The organism is Exiguobacterium sp. SH5S4, from assembly GCF_004337045.1.
GTDB lineage: Bacteria > Bacillota > Bacilli > Exiguobacteriales > Exiguobacteriaceae > Exiguobacterium > Exiguobacterium aurantiacum_A.
On record NZ_SJUQ01000007.1, the window covers coordinates 1 to 23,668 of the forward strand.

General features: G+C 53.8%; 21 protein-coding genes and 1 other annotated feature. All 21 genes read right to left on the reverse strand.

Annotation, left to right across the window (positions count from 1 at the left end; translation table 11 throughout):
• Nucleotides 1-228: 228 nt before the first annotated feature.
• Nucleotides 229-2,880, reverse strand: a complete 2,652-nt coding sequence (locus tag EVJ32_RS05745; protein ID WP_131457394.1) for a valine--tRNA ligase — start codon at nucleotides 2,878-2,880, stop codon at nucleotides 229-231.
• A 55-nt stretch (nucleotides 2,881-2,935) separates the two neighbouring features.
• Nucleotides 2,936-3,156: a binding site (T-box leader), on the reverse strand.
• 47 nt (nucleotides 3,157-3,203) lie between these two features.
• Nucleotides 3,204-4,508 carry a glutamate-1-semialdehyde 2,1-aminomutase gene (gene hemL, locus EVJ32_RS05750; RefSeq protein ID WP_070327715.1) on the reverse strand — a complete coding sequence of 435 codons (1,305 nt, stop codon included), beginning with the start codon at nucleotides 4,506-4,508 and terminating at the stop codon, nucleotides 3,204-3,206.
• Complete coding sequence (hemB, locus tag EVJ32_RS05755; RefSeq protein ID WP_131440973.1) at nucleotides 4,505-5,485, reverse strand: porphobilinogen synthase; 981 nt, start codon at nucleotides 5,483-5,485, stop codon at nucleotides 4,505-4,507. Before hemB ends, hemL begins: the two co-directional genes overlap by 4 nt.
• Nucleotides 5,482-6,147: a uroporphyrinogen-III synthase gene (locus EVJ32_RS05760; RefSeq protein ID WP_131457396.1), complete on the reverse strand. Its 666-nt coding sequence runs from the start codon at nucleotides 6,145-6,147 to the stop codon at nucleotides 5,482-5,484. Before EVJ32_RS05760 ends, hemB begins: the two co-directional genes overlap by 4 nt.
• Complete coding sequence (gene hemC, locus EVJ32_RS05765) at nucleotides 6,140-7,057, reverse strand: hydroxymethylbilane synthase (protein ID WP_131440976.1); 918 nt, start codon at nucleotides 7,055-7,057, stop codon at nucleotides 6,140-6,142. The genes EVJ32_RS05760 and hemC overlap by 8 nt, the downstream gene beginning before the upstream one ends.
• A gap of 58 nt (nucleotides 7,058-7,115) precedes the next feature.
• On the reverse strand, nucleotides 7,116-8,459 hold the full coding sequence (gene hemA / locus EVJ32_RS05770; protein ID WP_131457398.1) for a glutamyl-tRNA reductase: 1,344 nt from the start codon (nucleotides 8,457-8,459) through the stop codon (nucleotides 7,116-7,118).
• Nucleotides 8,460-8,641: 182 nt separating this feature from the next.
• On the reverse strand, nucleotides 8,642-9,814 hold the full coding sequence (locus tag EVJ32_RS05775) for an AI-2E family transporter (RefSeq protein WP_236634131.1): 1,173 nt from the start codon (nucleotides 9,812-9,814) through the stop codon (nucleotides 8,642-8,644).
• 95 nt (nucleotides 9,815-9,909) lie between these two features.
• Nucleotides 9,910-10,506, reverse strand: a complete 597-nt coding sequence (yihA, locus tag EVJ32_RS05780) for a ribosome biogenesis GTP-binding protein YihA/YsxC (protein ID WP_071399358.1) — start codon at nucleotides 10,504-10,506, stop codon at nucleotides 9,910-9,912.
• A complete protein-coding gene (lon, locus tag EVJ32_RS05785) occupies nucleotides 10,503-12,806 on the reverse strand; it encodes an endopeptidase La (protein ID WP_131457400.1) in 2,304 nt (767 codons plus the stop codon). Before lon ends, yihA begins: the two co-directional genes overlap by 4 nt.
• A gap of 72 nt (nucleotides 12,807-12,878) precedes the next feature.
• Nucleotides 12,879-14,147, reverse strand: coding sequence for an ATP-dependent protease ATP-binding subunit ClpX (gene clpX, locus EVJ32_RS05790; RefSeq protein WP_016508522.1), 1,269 nt, complete (start codon nucleotides 14,145-14,147; stop codon nucleotides 12,879-12,881).
• Nucleotides 14,148-14,357: 210 nt separating this feature from the next.
• Entirely contained in the window at nucleotides 14,358-15,650 is a 1,293-nt protein-coding gene (gene tig / locus EVJ32_RS05795) for a trigger factor (protein WP_070327725.1), read from the reverse strand.
• A 98-nt stretch (nucleotides 15,651-15,748) separates the two neighbouring features.
• Nucleotides 15,749-16,654, reverse strand: coding sequence for a hypothetical protein (locus tag EVJ32_RS05800; RefSeq protein WP_131457402.1), 906 nt, complete (start codon nucleotides 16,652-16,654; stop codon nucleotides 15,749-15,751).
• 249 nt (nucleotides 16,655-16,903) lie between these two features.
• Nucleotides 16,904-17,317, reverse strand: coding sequence for a group I intron-associated PD-(D/E)XK endonuclease (locus tag EVJ32_RS05805; RefSeq protein ID WP_131457404.1), 414 nt, complete (start codon nucleotides 17,315-17,317; stop codon nucleotides 16,904-16,906).
• Between the two features lie 231 nt (nucleotides 17,318-17,548).
• The gene (locus EVJ32_RS05810) at nucleotides 17,549-18,061 is read right to left on the reverse strand and encodes a metallophosphoesterase family protein (RefSeq protein ID WP_131457406.1); all 513 of its coding nucleotides are present in this window, start codon (nucleotides 18,059-18,061) and stop codon (nucleotides 17,549-17,551) included.
• Nucleotides 18,062-18,066: 5 nt separating this feature from the next.
• Nucleotides 18,067-18,657 carry an XTP/dITP diphosphatase gene (locus tag EVJ32_RS05815; RefSeq protein WP_131457408.1) on the reverse strand — a complete coding sequence of 197 codons (591 nt, stop codon included), beginning with the start codon at nucleotides 18,655-18,657 and terminating at the stop codon, nucleotides 18,067-18,069.
• The gene (gene rph, locus EVJ32_RS05820; protein WP_131457410.1) at nucleotides 18,654-19,403 is read right to left on the reverse strand and encodes a ribonuclease PH; all 750 of its coding nucleotides are present in this window, start codon (nucleotides 19,401-19,403) and stop codon (nucleotides 18,654-18,656) included. Before rph ends, EVJ32_RS05815 begins: the two co-directional genes overlap by 4 nt.
• A complete protein-coding gene (gene racE, locus EVJ32_RS05825; protein WP_131457412.1) occupies nucleotides 19,396-20,202 on the reverse strand; it encodes a glutamate racemase in 807 nt (268 codons plus the stop codon). Before racE ends, rph begins: the two co-directional genes overlap by 8 nt.
• 118 nt (nucleotides 20,203-20,320) lie before the next feature.
• Nucleotides 20,321-20,584, reverse strand: a complete 264-nt coding sequence (locus EVJ32_RS05830; RefSeq protein WP_021066838.1) for a phosphocarrier protein HPr — start codon at nucleotides 20,582-20,584, stop codon at nucleotides 20,321-20,323.
• Between the two features lie 72 nt (nucleotides 20,585-20,656).
• A complete protein-coding gene (locus EVJ32_RS05835) occupies nucleotides 20,657-21,097 on the reverse strand; it encodes an acyl-CoA thioesterase (RefSeq protein ID WP_131457414.1) in 441 nt (146 codons plus the stop codon).
• Between the two features lie 9 nt (nucleotides 21,098-21,106).
• Nucleotides 21,107-21,895, reverse strand: coding sequence for a succinate dehydrogenase iron-sulfur subunit (gene sdhB, locus EVJ32_RS05840; protein WP_201739228.1), 789 nt, complete (start codon nucleotides 21,893-21,895; stop codon nucleotides 21,107-21,109).
• An 8-nt stretch (nucleotides 21,896-21,903) separates the two neighbouring features.
• Nucleotides 21,904-23,661, reverse strand: a complete 1,758-nt coding sequence (gene sdhA, locus EVJ32_RS05845) for a succinate dehydrogenase flavoprotein subunit (RefSeq protein WP_131457418.1) — start codon at nucleotides 23,659-23,661, stop codon at nucleotides 21,904-21,906.
• Between the last annotated feature and the right edge of the window lie 7 nt (nucleotides 23,662-23,668).

Below are 23,668 nucleotides of genomic sequence, written 5' to 3' on the forward strand. Positions count from 1 at the left end.
CGTCCATCATACGCAGCGCACTCAGTTTTTGTTCGATCGAATGTCGACTTCTCGCCATAAAAAAACACTCCCCAATCAGATAAACAGATTTGTTATTTCATCTGTCTACCTATTGGGGAGCATATCAGTTCGTGACGTCGGGGGTTCTTCTCGTTTAGATGCCAAAATTCTCCCAAACCACAAAAAAACCTTCCTCGGAGAACAAATTCTCCAAAGAAGGTTGATGTCTTACTTACGCAACTCTTCAAGACGCGCACGCACGGCGTCACGCTTGTCGAGGTAGTCTTTTTCTTTCGCTTTCTCTTCGTCGATGACGTGAGCCGGTGCTTTGCCGGTGAAACCGGGGTTACCGAGTTTCTTCTGCACGCGTTCGACTTCTTTCTCGTACTTCGCCACTTCTTTCTCAAGACGGGCGATCTCTTCTTCGAAGTTGATCAAGTCGGCGAGCGGGATGAACAGCTCCGCGCCCGTCATGATCGCTGACATCGATTTGTCCGGTGCCGTCAAGCCACGACCGATTTCGAGTTCTGTCGCGTTCGTGAACTTGCCGATTGTCGCTTCGTTTTCGCTCAAGTAGCTTTGCGTCGTGTCGTCACTCGTCGCGATGAACAGTTGGATTGGTTTCGACATCGGTGCGTTCACTTCCGAACGGATGTTACGAACCGAACGGATGACGTTCATGACCGCTTCGAACGCCGGTACCGACTCCGCATAGTGGAGGTCGTCACGACGCGTCGGATAGCTCGCACGGACGATCGAGTCGCCTTCGTGCGGCAAGTGCTGCCAAATTTCCTCTGTCAAGAACGGCATGAACGGGTGCATGAGACGCATGATCGAGTCGAGCGTATGCGCGAGCACCGAACGTGTCGTCGCTTTCGCCGCTTCGTCCTCACCGTAGAGCGTGAGTTTCGCCATCTCGATGTACCAGTTACAGAACTCTTCCCAGATGAAGTTGTACAAGTAACGACCGGCTTCACCGAACTCGTACTTGTCGACGAGGCGCGTCACTTGGTCGACCGTATCGTTCAAGCGCGTGAGGATCCACTTGTCGGCGAGCGTCTTCTCACCTGAGAGGTCGATGTCTTCAAACTTCATCCCATCCATGTTCATGAGGGCGAAGCGGCTCGCGTTCCAAATCTTGTTCGCGAAGTTCCATGTCGATTCGATTTTCTCCCAGTAGAAGCGCAGGTCGTTCCCCGGTGTCGAGCCCGTGAGCAGGAACCAGCGGAGCGAATCGGCACCGTACTGGTCGATGACTTCCATCGGGTCGACGCCGTTACCGAGCGATTTCGACATCTTGCGGCCTTCCGAGTCACGGATCAGACCGTGGATGAGCACGTCGTTGAACGGCTGCTTGCCCGTGAATTCGAGCGATTGGAAGATCATCCGCGATACCCAGAAGAAGATGATGTCGTAACCCGTGACGAGCGCGCTCGTCGGGAAGTAGCGTTTGAAGTCTGCTGAATCCGTGTCCGGCCAGCCCATCGTCGAGAACGGCCAGAGCGCTGACGAGAACCACGTGTCGAGCACGTCTTCGTCTTGATGCCAGTTCTCGCTGTCAGCCGGCGCTTCTTTGCCTACATACACTTCGCCTGTCTCGTTATGGTACCAAGCCGGGATGCGGTGGCCCCACCAAAGTTGACGGCTGATGCACCAGTCGCGGATGTTTTCCATCCAGCGGAGGTACGTGCCTTCGAACCGCTCTGGGACGAAGTTGACTTTCGTCTCGTCGTTGCCTTGCGCTGCGAGCGCCGCTTTCGCGAGTGGCTCCATATCGACGAACCATTGCTTCGACAAGTAAGGCTCGATGACCGCGCCTGAACGTTCCGAGTGACCGACCGAGTGCGTGTGCGGCTCGATTTTGACGAGCGTGCCGTCTGCTTCTAAGTCTTTGACGAGCTGCTTACGGCAGTCGAAGCGGTCGAGCCCTTCGTACTTGCCAGCATTCTCGTTCATCGTCCCCGACTCGTCCATGATGAGGATGCGCGGAAGCTCGTGACGGTTCCCGATCTCAAAATCGTTCGGGTCGTGCGCCGGCGTGATCTTCACGCAACCGGTACCGAACTCGACGTCGACATAGTCGTCCGCGACGATCGGGATCTCACGGTTCATGACCGGGAGCATGATCGTCTTCCCGACGAGGTGCGCGTAGCGCTCGTCTTTCGGGTTGACGGCGACGGCCGTATCGCCGAGCATCGTCTCGGGACGTGTCGTCGCGATCTCGATGTGGCCTGAGCCGTCAGCGAGCGGATATTTCATATGGTAGAACGCGCCTTCGACTTCTTGATAGATGACTTCGATGTCTGAGACGGCCGTCTTTTGCGCCGGGTCCCAGTTGACGATATATTCGCCGCGGTAGATCAAGCCTTTTTCATACAAGCGGACGAAGACTTCCTGGACCGCTTTCGACAGTCCCGCGTCGAGTGTGAACCGTTCACGCGAGTAGTCGAGACCGAGGCCGAGTTTTGACCACTGGGCACGGATCGTGTCGGCGTACTCGTCTTTCCATTCCCACGTCTTCTCGAGGAACTTCTCGCGTCCGAGGTCGTAACGCATGATGCCGTCCTCACGGAGCTTCTGTTCAACTTTCGCCTGTGTCGCGATACCGGCGTGGTCCATCCCTGGGAGCCAGAGGACGTCATAGCCTTGCATGCGCTTCAAGCGCGTGAGTAGATCTTGGAGCGTCGTATCCCACGCGTGTCCGAGGTGAAGTTTCCCTGTGACGTTCGGTGGCGGGATGACGATCGTGTAAGGCTGTTTCGAGTCGTCCTCGTCTGCCTTGAACACGTTGTTCTCCATCCAATAGTCGTACCATTTCGCTTCCGTCGCACTCGGGTCGTACTTCGTCGGCATGCTGATTTCGTTTGTTTCGTTGGTCATTGTGCCAATCCTCCTCTATCTGTCTACACAAAAAACGGCTACTCTCGTCCTTAACGCTAAGGACGAAAGAAGCCGTATCTTCCGCGGTACCACCTTAGTTCGCCAACACGTGGCGCCCTCAAAATCGAATAACGGTCGATGGACCGGACCTTCCTACTTGATTCACAAGGTCAGCTCCGAGGCGACTTCCGCACACTTCCCTCGCGACCTTGCACCAAGCGGCCGCGTCTCTAGAAAGGAGTGTTGTTGCGTACTATTCCTCATCATAGCTTTTAAACGTATCTGTTAAACAATTGTAGCGATTGAAGACGTTTCAGTCAAGATTACAGTGAAAACTCTTGTTGCAGCTCTTTGAACGTCGCATCGACCGCGGCGAGCGTCGCGTCGATATCCTCGTCCGTATGCACAGTCGACAAGAACAAGCCTTCAAACTGTGACGGTGGCAAGAACACGCCACGCGCCGCCATCTTCTGATAGTACGAGCGGAACATGTCGAGGTTCGACGTTTTCGCCTTCTCGAAGTTCGTCACTTTCTCGTTCGTGAAGAAGAAGCCGAACATCGAGCCGGCCCGGTTCGTGTCGTGCGGGATGTTATATTTCTCGGCCGCTGCCGTGAAGCCAGCCGCGAGACGGTCGGCTTTGCGCTCGAACTCCTCGTAGTGCTCAGGCTTGAGTTGCGACAGTGTCGTGTAGCCGGCGATCATCGCGAGCGGGTTGCCTGAAAGCGTCCCTGCTTGGTAGATCGGCCCTTGCGGTGCGATGTGTTCCATGATCTCCCGTTTGCCGCCGTATGCGCCGACCGGAAGGCCACCGCCGATGACTTTGCCGAGGCACGTAAGATCAGGCGTCACGCCGAAGTAACCTTGGGCGCAATTGTAACCGACGCGGAAGCCGGTCATGACCTCGTCAAAGATGAGGAGCGCACCGTTTTGTTCCGTGATCTCACGCAGTCCTTCGAGGAATCCTGGCTGCGGCGGGACGAAGCCCATGTTGCCGGCAGCCGGCTCGACGATGACGCCGGCGATGTCGTCGCCGTGCTTCTCGAACGCGATGCGAAGCGCGTCGAGGTCGTTGTATGGGACGGTGAGCGTGTGGCTCGCCAAGTCTTTCGGGACGCCCGGTGAGTCCGGGAGACCGAGTGTCGCGACACCTGATCCGGCCTTGATGAGGAGCGAGTCCCCGTGGCCGTGGTAGCAGCCTTCAAACTTCAAGATCTTCGTCTTGCCCGTATAGCCGCGGGCGAGGCGGAGAGCCGCCATCGTCGCTTCCGTACCGGAGTTGACCATGCGGACCATCTCGATCGATGGGACGCGGTCGATGACGAGCTCGGCCATCTTCGTCTCGAGCTCCGTCGGTGTCCCGAACGTCCAGCCTTTTTCAGCCTGATCTTGGATCGCTTTCATGACGACCGGGTCGCGGTGACCGAGAATGAGTGGTCCCCATGAGAGGACGTAGTCGATGTACTCGTTGCCGTCGATGTCGTAGACGCGTGAACCTTCACCGCGTTCGGCGAAGATCGGCGTCATCCCGACCGATTTATAGGCACGGACCGGGCTGTTGACCCCGCCCGGCATGAGTGGGAGTGCTTGTTTGAACGCTGCTTCTGAGCGAGTTTGCTTGTATGTCATGCGAATTCTCCTTCCAAATAGCGACAGACGTCTTTTGCGAAATACGTGACGATCAAGTCGGCACCGGCCCGTTTGAAACCGACCATCGTCTCCATGACGATGCGTTGTTCATCGATCCAGTCGTTCATCGACGCCGCTTTAATCATCGCATACTCCCCGCTCACGTTATACGCCACGATCGGCATATCGAGCGAGTCGCGCATGTCGCGGATGATGTCCATGAACGCGAGCGCCGGTTTGACGATCATGAAGTCGGCACCTTGCTCGACGTCCGACTGTGATTCCCGGAACGCCTCACGACGGTTGGCCGGGTCCATCTGATAGCCTTTGCGGTCGCCTTCACCAGGCGCCGACTGCGCCGCGTCACGGAACGGGCCGTAGTACGCCGATGCGTATTTGACGCCGTAGCTCATGATCGGGATGTGGCTGTAACCGTTTTGGTCGAGCCCTTCGCGGATGGCGGCGACAAAGCCGTCCATCATCGAGCTCGGCGCGATGATGTCTGCGCCCGCTTGCGCTTGCGTGATCGCCGTCTGGACGTGAAGCGGTAGTGACGCGTCGTTATCGACGTCACCGTTCTTCACGATGCCACAGTGGCCCGTCGACGTATATTCACAGAGGCACGTGTCGGCGATGACCGTGAGCTGTGGTGCCCACTCTTTCACTTTGCGGATCGCTTCTTGGACGATGCCGTGGTCGTGGTACGCTTCCGTGCCTTCCGGGTCTTTATGCTCAGGTACGCCGAACAAGAGGACGGACTCGAGCCCGAGGTCAACGAGCTCACGGATCTCGTCTTCGAGACGATCGAGCGAGAAGTTGAAGACGCCAGGCATCGAGCTGACTTCGCGTTTAATATTTGTCCCTTCGACGACGAAGAGCGGATAAATTAAATCTTCTTTCCGAACATGGTTTTCACGTACGAGTGCACGCATCGACTTCGACGAGCGCAGACGACGGTGACGGTCGAATTGGTTCATGAAAAATCTCCCCCTACACACTGTATTAATGCATCCATAGTATAACACTCAGGCACTCGGACCGGTAACGTCGAAACTTCTCGGACGGCCCGTTCGGTCACTTCACCAATGGCGTACCACGTCCCGTGGAACCGCTCGAGGTAAGGCGTGAGCGCGTGGACGGCGGACGGACTGAGCACGAGCAGCGCCTCGACATGTTCGAGCGCGGCCGCTTGATCGGCCGTGAGTGCTTTCTCGACCGTCTCATAGACGACCCAGTCGTACACATGCGGCAATTGTCGCATATGCTCGGTATTCGCCAAATCTCCACGGGCGAACAAGACGACATCGTCCTCACCGACGACGTTCGCCAACTCGCGGAACAACGCCTCGCCTGTATACGTCTCCGGCATGAGCGAAACGGTGAATCCTTCTGCCTCGAGCGCGTCCCGGGTCTTCTCGCCGACGGCGGCGACACGGACGTCACGCGACACGGCATAGAGCGCCGGGACGGCCGTTTGACTCGTGACGACGAGCCAGTCGAACTGAACCGTAGGCATCGGATGCCCGGTCAAGCGTGTCTCGATCATCGGGACGTGATGAACGGAAAGACCGCTCGCGTCGAGCAAGGCCCGTTGCGAAGCGGTCAGTCGTTTTGTCCCTGTGTACCAGACGTCACACATTGACCGAGGCGAGGATCTCGCGTCCGCCGCGTCCGAGCAAGTCGTCAGCGACGTCTTGACCGAGCGCGACTTCGTCCGTTGACGTTTTCGTCACACGGAGCACGTCTTTGCCGTCGACCGAGGCGATCAAGCCGGTGAGCGTGACCGTGTCCCCGTCGACCGTCGCGTAACCGCCAACCGGTACGTGGCAGCTGCCTTCGATCGCCTTCAAGAACGTCCGCTCCGCTGTGGCAGCTTTCGCCGTCACGTCATCGTGAAGGAGCTGTAAAATCTGCGTCACTTCGGCGTCGTCTTTCCGGCTCTCGATCGCGAGTACACCTTGTCCGACGGCCGGTACCATCATGTCGGCGTCGAGCGCTTCGAACTTGACGCGGTCGGTCCAACCCATACGTTCAAGTCCCGCTTTCGCGAGCAAGATGGCGTTGAAGTTCTCGGTATCGAGTTTTTTCAAGCGCGTGTCGATGTTGCCACGAATCCATTGGATCTCGAAGTCCGGACGGGCCGCGAGCATCTGTGCACCGCGACGGAGCGAGCTCGTCCCGATGACCGCGCCTTGCGGCAACGTCTCGAGCGTATAGCCGTTCTCGCAAATCAAGACGTCACGCGCGTCGACACGTTTTGGCATACAGCTGATAAAGAGGTCTTCCGGCAGTTCGGCCGGCACGTCTTTCATGCTGTGGACGGCGAAATCGATGTCACCGGCGAGCATCTGCTGTTGGATTTCTTTGACGAACAAGCCTTTCCCACCGACTTTCGACAGTTGGACGTCGACGATTTGGTCACCTTTCGTCACGATTTCTTTGATCTCGAACTCGTTCTGGGCCCCGGCTTGCTTCAATTGTTCGATGACCCATTTCGTCTGTGTCATCGCGAGTTGCGAGCGGCGTGAGCCGACGATAATTTTACGCATAATGTTTAGTCCCCTTCATAGAAAAAGGCGACGAGATCCGCCGCCTTTTTGGTTTGTATTAGCGCATCAATGCGCGAAGTGGTGCTTTAGCCGCCATCGCTTCTAGCTCTTCCGGTTCTGTATCCGCAGCCGGAACGTCGACGTCTAGGGCGAACGCTTCGACGAACTGGGCGATGCGCGTGTTCGCGTCCGGTTGAGCGGCCGCGTCTTTAATGTAGTCGATCGGTTCACGAAGCATCTGATTGATGATCGACTTCATGTGCTTGCCGATGACTTTCTTGTCCCGGTCCGACAGATGGTCGAGCTTGCGCTCAAGACTTTCCATCGTCTCTTCTTGGACGGTGAGCGCACGTGAGCGCAACTCGTTCATGATCGGCACGACACCGAGCGTGACGAGCCATGCTTGGAACTCTTGGATCGCCTCATCAATCTTCACTTCAATCTTTTCTGCCTCGACGAGACGGGCTGCCAAGTTTTTATTGACGATCCCGTTCAAGTCATCGACATCAAACAAATGGACGCCCGGAAGCGACCGGACCGCTGGATCGATATCTCGCGGCACGGCAATGTCAATGAGAAGAAGTGGTCGTTCCCGACGCAGCAATTGCGCTGCGGCAACGTCATCATACGCGATAACGGCTTCTTTGGCGCCGGTCGAGCTGATCAAAATATCGGCATCGAGCAGTCCACAGGCAATCTCGCGGATCGAGTGGGCCCGGCCTTTGAACTTGGCAGCGACCGCTTTCGCTTTACTTTCAGTCCGGTTGAAGACGGCAATTTGTTTGGCGCCGGCTTCGAACAAGTTGAGCGTTGTCAGCTCACCCGTCTCACCTGCACCGACGACGACGACTTGTTTGTCATCGAGGCACGTGTACATCTCTTGCGCGAGCGCGACCGCAGCCGAGCTGACCGATACCGACATTTCCCCAATTTGCGTGTCAGTATGGGCCCGTTTGGCGAGCGTCACGGCTTCTTTGAACAATTTATTAAACACCGTCCCCGTCGTCCCGTTCTCTTGGGCGCGGAAGAAGCTTGACTTGACTTGTCCTAAAATCTGCGTTTCCCCGATGATCATCGAGTCGAGACCCGACGTGACACGGAACAAGTGACGAATCGCTTCCTCGCCTTCACGGATCGACAAGTATGGTGTGAACTGATCCATCTCTAAATCAAACCAGTTCGCTAAAAAACGTTTTGTATAATAACGACCCGTATGGAGCTGGTCTGTGACGACGTATAGCTCGGTACGGTTACAGGTCGACAAAATAACCGATTCAAAAATGCTTTTCTCTTCGCGGAGCGCAATCATCGCGTCCACGATTTCTTGCTCCCCAAACGAGAACTGCTCCCGAATCGCGACAGGGGCTGTCTTGTTATTTAGTCCAACGACGACAATATGCATGTACCTCTTCCCCTCATCTAAAATCACAGTGGCGGTTGTCTTTTTTTACGTCTCTATCGTACATTATAACAATTTTTATTTAGGAACTATAATCTTCTGTTCGATTTTCGTGAAATAATTTAAGAACTTTTTGTGACGAAAAAAAGTAGAAACGGTCAAATTGGCCATTTCTACTTGTTTCGTCATTTTAGTGACGATGAATCTGTGATAATCGTACTTTCCGGCTTGTCTTCTTCTTCCGACTCGAGGTAATGTTGTCGCTCCTTCAATTTATAGATGCGGACGATGTTTTTGACGACGACTTTCGCCACCGCATACGTCGGAACCGCGATCAACATCCCGATGATCCCAGCCAAGTTACCGGCCACGAGCAAGACGATGATGATCGTGAGCGGATGCACTTTGAGCGTCTTCCCTTGAATGAGCGGCGAGATGACGTTCGCCTCGATCTGTTGGACGATGATGATGACAAGGATGACCCAGAGCACTTTGATCGGATCTTGGATGAAGGCGACGACGACGGCCGGTGCCGCCCCGAGGAACGGTCCGACGTACGGGATGATGTTCGTCACCATCATGAAGAGTGCGAGCAAGATGGCGTAGTCGACACCGACGATCCAAAGACCGATGAGCGACGTGATCCCAACGAAGAACGCGACGATCAGTTGGGCGTGCACGTAGTTTTTAACGGTCGTATGCATGTCATTCAAAATTTTACGTGTCTCTTTCTCATAGCTCGACGGGAGCAGCTTGACGATCGAGTCCGGCAAATGCTTTCCGTCAAGCAGCATATAGAGCAACATGAATGGAATGACGACGATCGTGATGACAGCTGATGTAATGAATCCGATGACTTGGCCGAATGAAGAAGCGATATTGCCAAAAATATCACCGAGGTATGTGGTGACATTGTTGGTCAAATCGGTGAACATGTCATCGTTCTCCGCCATGAAGCGCGACAGGAACTCGTTTTGCATGAGCGAGTCACGCACTGAGAACGCTTGTTGCTGCAACTCTTTGGCGATGCTCGGCATCGCGTTGACGAGATCGGTCACTTGTTCGACGAGCACGGGCCCGAGAATACTGAAAACGAGCGTGATGATCAGGATAAGCGATGTTAGCGTGATTGCGACTGACATGCCACGTTTCCCGGACCGTCGTTCTAAATAATCGACGACTCCAACGAGAAAATAAAAGAAAAGTCCTGAAATAATAAGCGGTACCGTGACGAGCGCCAATATGACTTGGATCGGTTCGAACACGAATGAGATCTCTGTCCCGACCAAGATCACTAAGAAAATCGTCAACGTCCAAAATAAGAAGCGATACCATTTGCTTTCAAACATTTTCTGCATCTTTCCACCTCGTTCATTAATGTATTGCTATACAGTATGACAATTATACGATACTTGCCCGTTCACGTAACCCTAAAAACAAAAAGACGAGGGGGTTATCCCTCGTCGTCCGTCAACAAATCGTAGATGGCTTTCCACGCTTCGTCTTTTCCTTCCGCCGTTTCGGCCGAGAAAGAGACGAATCGGTCAGTCGATTCGAATTGAAGCTTCCGTTTCACAGCCGCCTCATGTTTTTGGCGCTGCGCTTTCTTGATTTTATCGAGTTTCGTCGCGACGACGATAACCGGAATCTCATAATGTTTCAAGAAATTGTACATCGTCACGTCATCACCCGACGGCTCGTGTCGGATATCGACCAAGAGGACGACACCTTTGAGTGCGCTTTGCGACGTCAAGTATTGCTCCATCATGACGCCCCACTTCTCACGCTCGGTCTTCGAAACTTTGGCATACCCGTAGCCCGGGACGTCGACGAACATGATCTCGTCATTGATGTTGAAGAAGTTCAGCGTCTGCGTCTTCCCCGGTTTTGATGATGTCCGGGCGAGTGCTTTACGCTGACAGATCTTGTTGATGAATGACGATTTTCCGACGTTCGAACGGCCGGCGAGTGCGACTTCTGGCAACTCGTGGACCGGATAGTGGTCCGGTGCCACGGCACTCGTAATAAATTCTGCTTTATTGATTTTCATTGTTTTCCTCCAAATGCTACTTCTAATACTTGATCGAGCATCGTGACCGGGACGAACGTCAGTTTTTCACGGACGGTGTCTTGAATGTCATCGATGTCACGTTCATTGTCTTTCGGGATGATGATGGTCGTGAGTCCGGCCCGATGTGCGGCGAGCGCTTTTTCTTTCAAGCCGCCGATCGGCAGGACACGGCCGCGGAGCGTGATCTCTCCGGTCATCCCGATATCACGCCGAACTTTCTTCCCGGTCAAGGCCGAGATGAGCGCCGTCGCGATCGTGATCCCGGCGGATGGCCCGTCTTTCGGGACGGCACCTTCCGGGACGTGGATGTGCACGTCTTGCCGCTCGTAGAACGTCGGGTCGATCCCGAACCGTTCCGCGTTCGAGCGGACGTAACTGTACGCCGTCTGTGCCGACTCCTGCATGACGTCGCCGAGTTTCCCCGTCAACTGCAGCTTGCCTTTGCCCGGTGCGAGCGCGACTTCGATCGTGAGCGTATCGCCACCGAACGCCGTGTAGGCGAGGCCCGTGACCGCTCCGATCGAGTCTTCCGTCTCGCCTTTACCGTAACGATACTTCGGTTTCCCGAGGTAGTCGCTTAAGCCTTTAAGTGACACCGTGACACGTTTCTTCTCGCCGATCGCAATCTGTTTCGCCGCTTTCCGGCAAAGCGATCCGATGACGCGCTCAAGGTTGCGGACGCCCGCCTCGCGTGTATAGCGGCGGACGACTTCATAGAGCGCGTCTTCTTTAATCGTGAGCTGGCTCTTTTTCAAGCCGTGTTCTTTATATTGTTTCGGAATCAAGTGGCGTTTCGCGATCTCTACTTTTTCGAGCTCCGTGTAGCCGCCGATTTGAATGAGTTCCATCCGGTCGAGGAGCGGGGCCGGAATTTGCGAGACGTCGTTCGCCGTCGCGATGAACAGCACGTTCGACAAGTCGAACGGCTCCTCGATGTAATGGTCCGAGAACGAGACGTTCTGTTCCGGGTCGAGCACTTCGAGCATGGCCGAAGCCGGGTCACCCCGGAAGTCCGACGCCATCTTGTCGATCTCATCGAGCAAGAACACCGGGTTCTTACTTTCAGCTTGCTTCAAGCCACGGATGATCCGGCCTGGCATCGCGCCGATATACGTCCGGCGGTGACCGCGAATCTCGGCCTCGTCACGCACCCCGCCGAGCGAAACGCGGACGAAGTTACGTTCGAGCGCCGAAGCGATCGAGCGGGCGAGCGACGTCTTCCCGACCCCGGGAGGTCCGGAGAGACAAAGGATCGGTCCACGCAGCGAGTTCGTCAATTGACGGACCGCCAAGTATTCGAGGATTCGCTCTTTGACCGACTCGAGCCCGTAATGGTCGTCGTCGAGGACGCCGGCCGCATGTTTGACGTCCAATTTATCTTCGGTCTCAATTCCCCACGGCAGTGAGACGATCCAATCGAGGTAGTTGCGAATGACGGCGTACTCAGGTGACGTCGCCGGGACGACATTCAACCGCTCCGCTTCCCGCATGACGTTCTTCCGTGTCGTTTCCGGCAAGTCGAGCGCCTCGAGCTTCTCGAGGAGACGGTTCGGTTCCGACTCTTGCGACTGGTCCCCGAGTTCTTGTTGAATCGTCTTCATCTGTTCACGTAAGTAGTACTCTTTTTGCGCTTGTTCAATCGTCTTCTTCGTCCGTTCACGCAGTTCTTGTTCGAGCTCGATGATCTCGACTTCGTGCGTCATGATCTCGAGCAGTTCGAGCCCGCGTTTGACCGCGTCTGGTTCTTCAAGCATCGCTTGGCGAATGTCGACATCGACATCGAGTTTCGATGAGATGTAGTCAGTGAGCGATTCGAGCCGCTCATACATCTCAAACCGACGACGCTCGTCCGGTGACAAGCCTTTGATTGTCCCGACGAGTTTGCCGAACTGTTCTTTCAAGAGCCGCACGAGTGCCGTCCGCTCGACTTCTTCCCCTTCAACGAGTTCGAGCGAGTCGACGTCAGCAAACCAGCCGTCTTTCGTCGCTTCGACGGCGTTGATTTTGACGCGTTCTTTCCCGACGAGGCGGACCCGTACCGTATCGTTCGACAGTTCGCTCATCTTGGCGATGTGGACCCGCGTCCCGATCGCGTAAAGGTCTTCCGGTTCAGGTGATTCTTTGCCTGTCTCTTTTTGTGTGACGACAATCAAGTCTGTCTCGTGTTCCTTTGCGGCAAGGAGTGCTCGTAATGAGAGCGGTCGCCCGACGTCGATCGTCACTCCGATCAGCGGATAAACGACAACTCCACGCAAAGGAAGAATTGGTAATTGTTCCATTACAACGCCTCCTGTGCAAAAAGGCCCAAAACTCGGTTGTGCCGAGTGTTTGAGCCTTTTTCGTTAAGAACTTTAAGCTGTTTCTTGGTTGTCCCCTGTCTGTTCGACAGTACCATCACGAAGAACATATTTCGGACCGGCAAGACCCGTAATCGTTTCGTCTGTAATGATGACTTTCTCGATATCGTCACGCGATGGGACGGTGAACATCACATCGAGCATCATTTCTTCGATAATCGAGCGGAGACCACGTGCACCTGTCTTACGTTTGATCGCAAGTTTGGCAATTTCAATCAACGACTCGTCTGTGAACGTGAGTTCGACATCGTCGAGTTCGAGCATCTTCACGTACTGACGGACGAGCGCGTTTTTCGGCTTCGTCAAGATTTCGACGAGCGCTGACTCGTCGAGTGTCATGAGCGTCGCCATGACCGGTAGACGTCCGATAAATTCAGGGATCAAGCCGAATTTTTGAAGGTCTTCCGGCAATGCGCGGGCGAGCAAGTCTTCTTGCGTCATCTCGCGATTTTCTTGTTCGTTCCCGAAACCGATGACTTTCTTCCCGATGCGGCGTTTGACGACCGCTTCGATGCCGGCGAATGCGCCGCCGACGATGAAGAGAATGTTCGTCGTATCGATTTGGATAAACTCTTGATGCGGATGCTTCCGTCCACCTTGTGGCGGTACGCTCGCAGTCGTCCCTTCAAGAATCTTGAGCAAGGCTTGTTGGACCCCTTCACCAGACACGTCACGCGTGATCGATGGGTTTTCCGACTTGCGGGCAATCTTATCGATTTCATCGATATAGATAATCCCTTTTTCAGCCTTCTCGACATCGTAGTCAGCCGATTGGATCAGCTTGAGCAAGATGTTCTCGACGTCTTCCCCGACGTAACCGGCTTCCGTCAAGCTCGTCGCATCCGCGATTGCGAACGGGACGTTCAAGACGCGAGCCATCGTCTGAGCGAGAAGCGTTTTACCGCTACCAGTTGGTCCGATCATGACGATGTTCGACTTCGAAAGTTCGACATCATCAGAACGGCCACCGGCGTTGATGCGTTTATAGTGGTTATAGACAGCTACCGAAAGCGCACGTTTCGCCCGGTCTTGGCCGATGACATACTCGTCAAGGACGTTACGGATCTCTTGTGGTTTTGGAATGTCTTTGAATTCGACTTCTTCTTCGACACCGAGCTCTTCCTCAACGATTTCATTGCAAAGTTCAATACATTCGTCACAAATGTATACGCCAGGACCGGCGACTAGTTTACGGACTTGTTCTTGCGATTTCCCGCAAAACGAGCATTTAAGTTGTCCCTTTTCCTCGTTAAATTTGAACATTCGGTACACCCCTTCTGAATGAAAATGGATGTAAGTGCGATAAATCGCCTATTTGTATTTTCAGGTGCAAAGCACTCACGAAAAAACATTTACATCTCTGCGTTGCAATAATTGTAGCATGAACATATAGCGACATCAAAGATTAACACATACAAAGTGTCATTACAGAAAAAAGGACGACTGCGTGGCAGTCGCCCTCCTCTCATCTAATTACTTCGCTTTACCAGTTTCAACGAGGATGTCGATCGCCTTACGGAATTTGAGGTCACCTTTAAGTGTCTCGATTCCGCCTTGCGGTGCGAGCATCGTACGGAGTTGGTCCGGTGCGATGTTGTAGAGTTTAGACATTTCTTCGAGTTCTTTCTCAGCATCTTCATCAGTTACTTCGATCGCTTCTTTTTCAGCGATTGCTTTCAAGACGAGACGAGCTTTAACGCGCTCTTCAGCTTGCTCTTTCATCTCTTCACGCATAGCTTCTTCTGTTGTGCCAGTGAGTTCGAAGTACATGTTGAGGTCGATGCCTTGTGAAGATACACGAGTACCGAACTCTTGAACCATGCGGTCTACTTCTTGGTCGATGAGGATTGCAGGTACGTCGATTGTCGCGTTAGCAGTTGCTTGCTCAACGAGTTGGTCGCGCATCGTGCCATCAGCTTCTTGTTGCTTCGCAGCTTCTAAGCGCTCACGAATTTTCGCTTTCAACTCGTCGAGTGATGCTACTGACTCGTCGATGTCTTTTGCGAACTCGTCGTCGAGCTCAGGAACTTGCTTCGCTTTTACTTCGTGAAGTTTGACTTTGAACGTCGCTGGTTTACCCGCCAAGTTGTCAGCGTGGTACTCTTCAGGGAATGTTACTTCGATGTCTTTTTCTTCACCAGCAGTCATGCCTACCATTTGCTCTTCGAATCCAGGAATGAATTGACCTGAACCGATTTCAAGTGTGTAGTTTTCAGCCGTGCCACCTTCGAATTGCTCGCCTTCAGCGAAACCTGCGAAATCAAAGACAGCTGTATCGCCGTTTTCGACTGCGCCTTCTTTAACAGCAAGTTCTGCGCCTTGCTCTTTGAGGGCGTCAAGTTCTGCTGCGACTTCTTCGTCTGTGACGTTCGTTTCTACAGCATCGTACTCGAGACCTTTGTAGTCGCCGAGCTCAGCTTCTGGTTCAACCACGAATGTTACTTTGAAAGTAACCGGCTGACCTTTTTCGAGCGTGCCATCAACGTCGATGTTTTCGAGAGCCATTGGTTCGAAACCAGCTTCTTCGACTGCAGATTGGATTGTGTCACGGTAGAGGATATCAAGCGCATCTTGGAAGAGTGCTTCTTCTCCGTACATTTTGTTGAACATTGGACGTGGCAATTTCCCTTTACGGAAGCCAGGTACGTTCAAGTTTTTGACGACATCTTTAAATGCTGCGTCGACTGCTTTATTGAATGCTTCTGCAGGTGCTTCGTACGTGAGTACGCCTTGGCTACCTGATGTTTTTTCCCATTTTGCTGTCATGCTAAGTCCCTCCAACAAATTCGTTTATTCTTCTATACCGTACAAAAATGTACAACAATCAGTATTATAGCATAAATCCAGTGACTGCACACAAGGATTTAGTCTAGAAACGCTTGCGTGAAACGGATATCCGCCTCTAAAATTTCAGCCGCGAGCCCGTCTGTTCCTTCATCGTTCAGGATCGCTGCTTTCGCTCTCACGACGGCTGTTTCGATTTCAGATGCCTCACCCGGTGTGAACGGATAGTGCGTATACATGTAGTTCATGAGCAGTTGCGTCGCGATTTCGTCGCCTTTGACGGCCTTCTGCAAATCGTGGACCACATGCTCCCATTCGTCCATCTTCACCTGTGCCTCTGCCTGCGTCAGCCGATGATGCGTTTCGAGGTCGACCCATTCGATGACGGACAGTTCTTCGAACGCTTTTTCGAGCACGATCAGCTTCATCAATTTCGGGCGATCTTCAAGGAGCAGTCCCTTCAATACGTTGTCGAGTACGTCATCGATATTGAAATGGACGTGCTCGAGCAGTTCAATCTGTTCCCCGACACTGCCACGATGAACCGTCCGTTTCAGTTTGGCGATGGCCGCCGGAAACTCGGTCATCTTAAGTACTTGGAGCACTTGGTAAGCTTGGGTGTTCACTTGATCGGCCTTGTCTTGCCACTCTAAATATTGATGGATCCAGTGTGCCGCCTCGAAAGGTTGGTCACGCATGATGTAGTACTGGGCAATTTGAAGCCCGCCGGCTGCCGGTTCTTCTGCCTCATGAATCTGCGTCGTGACGAGTTCTTCGAGTTTTTCAAGCGTTTCCGGCTCTTCCGGACGCTCCATCAAACATTGAAAAATTTCCATGAAAATAAACTGATCGCCTTTGACGGCCGCGTACCAATCCCATAGGATCGGCTCGACCCGTTGCCGCTCCCCGGCCGCGTCCGCTTCTTGAATCATCTTCTGCAGCCGCGACCAGTTCCCTGGAAACGGGTACTCCCGCTCTTTTTCCATCTTCACACACCCTTTCTTCCATCCATCTCCATCTTCCTTAGGAATTGCTGCGTTGTCAATCAATACCCCGGAAAACGAAAAAAGAGACAACCTCCGTGGAGGCTATCTCTATTTTAAATGGAAGTGTCCCAAGAGGGATTCGAACCCCCGACCGACGCCTTAGCTTACCACCATGGCTTTCGCCACCAACGCATGTTGTTTGTAGTCTGGACTATATCTTCACCATTTCAGGTGCGACACGTGTAGTCTCTACGGAACCTCACGATAATCACAAGCGAACAATACATTCTGCTTTTGATTATTCTTTGGTGTTTCTACCCTCAAAGCAATTGATTTGTTGAATAGAGACGGGTCAAAATAGTAACAGGCATCTGTTTGAGGACAATAGACACAATAGACATCAATTTCTCGCTTATCTACGATGTTTGTCATTACTCCGTTTGCCGTACTATAAGATGAGCTGAATCTTACTTCTAACACACCTTTTGAATTTAACGCTCGATACTTAACTTGTACCCGTTTGAAAACATTGCCTTTATAGGCAACTAAATCAAACGAGGAATGTTCCGTAAGAGGAGTTAAAATCATATAACCTTTCTCACATAAATCTGCTTGAGCCTTTAAAACGCCTAAATCTCCTTTGTTCTTCGTGTGATGATACATAAGTATCACTACTCCTTCAGAAGAGATCGTAAGTTTCCTCGGTATTACCATCAGCATGATCTGTTAAGGCTTCACCGATATAGTGTCGTCCACTCTATAGGTTTCTGTTTCCCTATAAAGGCTCCTATTTGTCTTGAAGGGCGTTGCTCTATCCAGCTGAGCTATTGGGACATTGACAAGAAAACTATAATAGAAAAATGCTTTGCTGTCAATTGGTTCTTTCTGTTTTGTTCAAAGTTGTCCGGACAAGTCTAAATCTTCGACGTGCGTCCCGTCCTCCGACCGGTAAAACCGGACCGCTGCCTGACCGGCGTCAAGGTCGATCAACGCGTACGTCTTGTCCGAGCGTCCGCGCGGCATCCGGATCGAGCCCGGGTTCACGTAGAGCACCCCGTCTTCGATGACGGCCCCGGCTACGTGCGAGTGACCGTACAAGACGACGTTCGCCCCGATTTCCTCGGCCCGATAACGCAACCGGTTCAAATCGAACTTCACGTCATGGTGATGGCCGTGGACGATTAAAACCGTACCTTCAGGTGTCTCTTCGACCCGTTCGAGCGGCAAGTCGCCCCCGAAGTCACAGTTCCCGCGGACGGTCCGATACGGCAACAAGTGCTCGTCGACGAGCGCGAGCTGGGAGTCGCCGCAATGAAACGCGTCCTCAATCTCAGTTTCATGCCGAGTAAAGATAGTCGATAGTTCGTCTGTCAATCCGTGACTGTCACTGACTACGAGAAAACGCATACACCTCAACCTTTCATAAATGGAATGATTTCTGCCTCTAGTTTTCTTAACGCCTGACCGCGGTGACTGACCGCCGCCTTTTCGTCACGCTCGAGCTCTGCTGCCGTCTTATGGAGCGACGGGACGATAAAGAGCGGGTCGTACCCGAATCCATTTTCCCCGTGGGGCGCATAGCCGATCGTGCCTTCGATTGCCCCGCGCACCGTCAACGTCTCGCCTGTCGGTTTGGCGAGGCAGAGTGCGCAGACGAAGCGGGCCGAGCGGTCGTTCGCCCCGTTCAACTTCTCGAGCAGGAGCGCGTTGTTCGCCGCGTCCGACTTCTCAGGACCGGCGAAGCGGGCCGAATAGACGCCTGGGGCACCGTCGAGCGCATCGACTTCAAGCCCCGAGTCGTCGGCGAGGACGGCGTGCCCAAAGTAACGGGCCGCCTCGGTCGCTTTCAGTTCGGCGTTCGCTTCGAACGTCGTGCCCGTCTCATCCGTTTCCGGTGCATCCGGATAGTCCAAGAGCGACTCGACTTCAAAGCCGAGCGGCGTGAGCATCCCTTCGATTTCAACCACTTTCCCTTTGTTGCGTGTCGCGACAATCAGTTTCATATCGTTTCCTCCATTTGTTCCCCGACATACCACCATGAGGCACCGAGCGCGTCTTCTGCTGCTTTGAACAGCGTCTCGATCCCACCTTGGGCCATCTGTAGCATCTCATTCATTTCTTGCAGCGTGAACGTCGCTTCTTCACCCGTGCCTTGCACTTCGACGAAGCGTCCGCTCGCCGTCATGACGACGTTCATGTCAACTTCGGCCGCCGCATCTTCTTCATAGTTCAAGTCGAGCAACAGCTCGTTCGTCCGACCGACCGAGATGGCGGCGACGCCTTCTTTGATCGGCGTGTCGCCGAGCTTGCCTTGACGGATGAGCGCGTCGACCGCGAGCACGAGCGCACAAAAACCCCCTGTGATCGACGCTGTCCGTGTGCCGCCATCTGCTTGGATGACGTCACAATCGATCCAGATCGTCCGTTCGCCGAGTCTGTTCAAATCGACAACCGAACGGAGTGAACGCGAAATCAACCGTTGAATCTCCATCGTCCGTCCTGTCTGCTTACCGCGAACGGATTCCCGGACGGTCCGGTTACCCGTCGCCCGTGGCAGCATCGCGTACTCCGCGTTGATCCAGCCCTGTTTCTTCCCACGCAGGAAGTTCGGGACGCGTTCTTCGACCGTCGCCGTACAGATCACTTTCGTGTCCCCGATCGAGATCAAGACCGAGCCTTCGGCATGTTTGTTCACGTGCGGAATGATCTCAACGGTCCGCAGTTCATCATGTTGTCTTTCGTTACGCATCGACACCAGACACCTCTACTTTCTCCGCTTTCACGGGTTGGCCAAGCCACTCTGTCGCCAATCGGTTGAAGATGGCGACATCCCCGGTCGCATAAAACTGATGCGTCGGGACGGTATCCAAATCGTTCTCAAGTTCTTTAAAATCAAGGATCGCCGCCACTTCGAGCGCCGTCTCATCACCTGACGAAATCAAATGGACATCGGGTCCGACGACGTCTTGGATGACCGGCGCAAGCAACGGATAATGGGTGCACCCGAGGATGAGCGTGTCCATCTCCGAAGCTTGGAGCGGCAGGATCGTCTCGGCGACGATCGACCGGACGCGTTCGCCGCTCAGTTGGCCCGCTTCGACGAGCGGGACGAACGGCGGGCAAGCGAGCGAATAGACATCAATCTCGCCCGCGACGTGACGGAGCGCCGTCTCGTACGAATTGCTTTCGACCGTCATCTTCGTGCCGATAACACCGATATGTTTGTTGCGCGTGCCTTTGACGGCAGCCCGGGCGCCCGGGTCGATGACACCGATGACCGGGATGTTGAGGCGTTTGCGCGCTTCTTTCAAGACGACGGCCGTCGCCGTGTTGCAGGCGATGACGATCATCTTGACGTCTTTCTCTAATAGGAATTCAATCAATTCCCACGTATATGCTTCAATCTCATCGTGCGGGCGCGGCCCATACGGACAGCGCTCCGTGTCGCCGATATAGATGATTTCTTCTTTCGGCAGCTGGCGGATCAGTTCTTTGACCACGGTCAAACCGCCAACACCTGAATCGAGTACTCCAATCGCTCGTTTCATGAATATCACTTCCATTCCCATCTATCTTACCAAAAAAGCCGTATCCAAAAAAGAAACGGTGTCATGACAAACAAAAAAAGACGAGGTAGCCGATTGGCCGCCTCGTCCGTTGCCCGAATTACTGAGCAAGACCTTCGCTAGTGAGCATGTCAGAAAGCGTGTTAACCGCTTCTTCTGCATCGTCTCCTGCTGCAGTGATCTTGATTGTTGAATCTTTAGCGATTCCGAGTGAAAGTACACCCATGATCGACTTCAAGTTAACTGTCTTACCGTTGTACTCAAGGTTGATATCTGATTGGAACTTAGAAGCTGTGTTGACCAACTGAGTAGCTGGACGAGCGTGGATTCCTGAATCAGCAACGACTGTGAATGTTTTTTCCATGACGTGATAGTCTCCCTTCAAATCTGAATTCTGCAGGCGAACCGGCAGAAATTTTTGTTTGTGAACTCATTATCAAATGATAGCGGATTCGCAAAAATTCTGCAAGCGATTTTTATATTCTGGAGTCCATTCGGCCGGGCGACCGGCTTTTGACAAATGCACGAGGCTCGTACGGCCCGCGAACATGAGTTGATCTCCATCATATGCGCCGTAATGAATATCACATGAAGTGTTTCCGACCGTCAAGACATTGGCATACACTTTCAACAGTTGCCGCGGCATCACTTGTCGGACGTAATCGCACTGGGCGTCCGCCACGACGACGAAGCCGTCTTTCAAGGAAAATCCTGTCGCTTCGAGCAGCTCAATCCGCGCATCCTCAAAATAGATGAACGGGATCGTGTTATTCATATGGCCGTACGGGTCGCACTCCGAAAAGCGGACTTTGACGTCGAGCTCGATTCCTGACCTGACACGCGTTTCCCAACCGGGTTCCCGAAAATACTTTGACATCGGCAAACGTTACGCCTCGACCGCAGAACCGGTACGACCTTTGTCGCTGCCGAAGAACTGTTTGAACGAGTGAAGCGTCGTCTGACGGTTCATCGCGGCGATTGACGTCGTGAGCGGAATGCCTTTCGGACAAACCTCGACACAGTTTTGTGCGTTTCCGCACTGCATGATGCCTCCGTCTTCCATTAGCGCTTCGAGACGTTCTTCCGCGTGGAAAGCGCCGGTCGGATGCGAGTTGAAGAGACGGACTTGTGAGAGTGCGGCCGGGCCGATGAAGTTCGACTTGTCGTTGACGTTCGGGCAAGCCTCAAGGCAGACACCGCACGTCATACATTTCGATAGTTCATACGCCCATTGACGTTTGTTCTCTGGCATCCGTGGTCCTGGACCGAGGTCGTACGTGCCATCGATCGGTACCCACGCCTTCACTTTTTTCAAAGCGTCGAACATGCGCTGACGGTCGACTTGAAGATCACGGATGACCGGGAACGTCTTCATCGGAGCAAGGCGGATCGGCTGCTCGAGTTTATCGACGAGCGCCGTACACGACTGGCGCGGCTTGCCGTTGATGATCATCGAACAAGCGCCGCACACTTCCTCAAGACAGTTCATGTCCCAGGTGATCGGTGTCGTCTTGTTGCCTTCAGCGTTGACCGGGTTGCGGCGGATCTCCATGAGCGCCGAGATGACGTTCATGTTCGGACGATATGGGACCGAGAACTCTTCCGAGTAGGCCGCTTGATCCGGACCGTCCTGGCGTTCGATGATAAAACGAATATCTTTATGCTCAGACTGCATCGGCGTCGTCATTTCGTCTTCGCCCCTTTCTTCGAGTAATCCCGTTTACGTGGCGGGATTAACGAAACGTCGATCTCTTCAAACGAGATATCGACTTCCCCTTCGTTGTAACGTGCCATCGTCGTCTTCATGAACAACTCGTCATTCCGTTCCGGGAAGTCCGGTTTGTAATGAGCGCCACGGCTCTCGTCGCGTTTAAGGGCGCCGAGCGTGATGACGCGCGCGAGGTCGAGCATGTGGTCGAGTTGACGGATGAACGAGGCACCTTGGTTGCTCCAGCGCGCCGTATCGGTCGCTGAGATGTTGTTGAAGCGTTCGCGTAGCTCGCGTAGCTTCAAGTCTGTCGCTTCGAGCTTATCGTTGTAACGAACGACCGTGACGTTGTCGGTCATGAGTTCGCCGAGTTCCCGGTGAATCTGGTAGGCGTTCTCCGTACCTTCCATCGCGAGAATGTCATTGAACCGCTCGATTTCTTCACGTTCGTTGAAGTTGAAGAGCGCTTCTGGCACGCTCTCGGTCGCTTGGTCAAGACCGCGCATATAGTTGACCGCCGCAGGACCGGCCTCCATTCCGCCGTAAACGGCAGACAAGAGTGAGTTCGCGCCGAGACGGTTCGCCCCGTGCATCGAATAGTCACACTCGCCGGCTGCGAACAGCCCTGGGATGTTCGTCATTTGATCGTAGTCGACCCATAGTCCACCCATCGAGTAGTGAACGGCCGGGAAGATCTTCATCGGTACTTTACGCGGATCGTCGCCGACGAACTTCTCATAAATTTCAAGAATACCGCCGAGCTTGATGTCGAGTTCTTTCGAATCTTTATGCGACAAATCGAGATAGACCATGTTCTCGCCGTTGACGCCGAGCTTTTGGTTGACGCAGACTTCGAAAATCTCACGTGTCGCGATGTCACGCGGTACGAGGTTTCCGTAGTCCGGATACTTCTCTTCAAGGAAGTACCAAGGTTTTCCGTCTTTGTATGTCCAAACACGTCCGCCTTCTCCACGCGCCGACTCACTCATGAGCCGAAGCTTGTCGTCCCCTGGGATCGCCGTCGGGTGGATTTGGATGAACTCCCCGTTGGCGTAGACGGCACCTTGGCGGTAAACCGCTCCGGCCGCTTGCCCTGTGTTGATGACCGAGTTCGTCGATTTGCCGAAGATGACACCTGGGCCGCCTGTCGCGAGGATGACCGCATCCGATGGGAACGCTTTAATTTCCATCGAGCGTAAATCCTGACAGACCGCACCGCGGCAAATACCCGTTTCGTCGACGATGGCACGGAGAAACTCCCAGCCCTCATATTTCTCGACGAGACCTTGCGCCTCGAAGCGACGGACTTGTTCGTCTAGCGCGTACAAGAGCTGTTGCCCTGTCGTCGCGCCGGCGTAAGCCGTCCGATGATAGAGCGTGCCCCCGAAGCGGCGGAAGTCGAGCAGACCTTCCGGCGTCCGGTTGAACATGACGCCCATCCGGTCGAACATGTGGATGATTTTCGGTGCCGCTTCCGCCATCTTTTGGACTGGCAGTTGGTTGGCAAGGAAGTCCCCGCCGTAAACCGTGTCATCGAAGTGTTGCCAAGTAGAATCCCCTTCCCCTTTCGTGTTGACGGCTCCGTTGATACCACCTTGAGCACAAACTGAATGTGAACGCTTGACCGGTACAAGCGAGAATAGTTTAACCGGAACACCCATCTCTGCCGACTTGATTGTCGCCATGAGTCCAGCCAGACCGCCACCGATGACGATCAAACTTTGATTTGCCATATACATT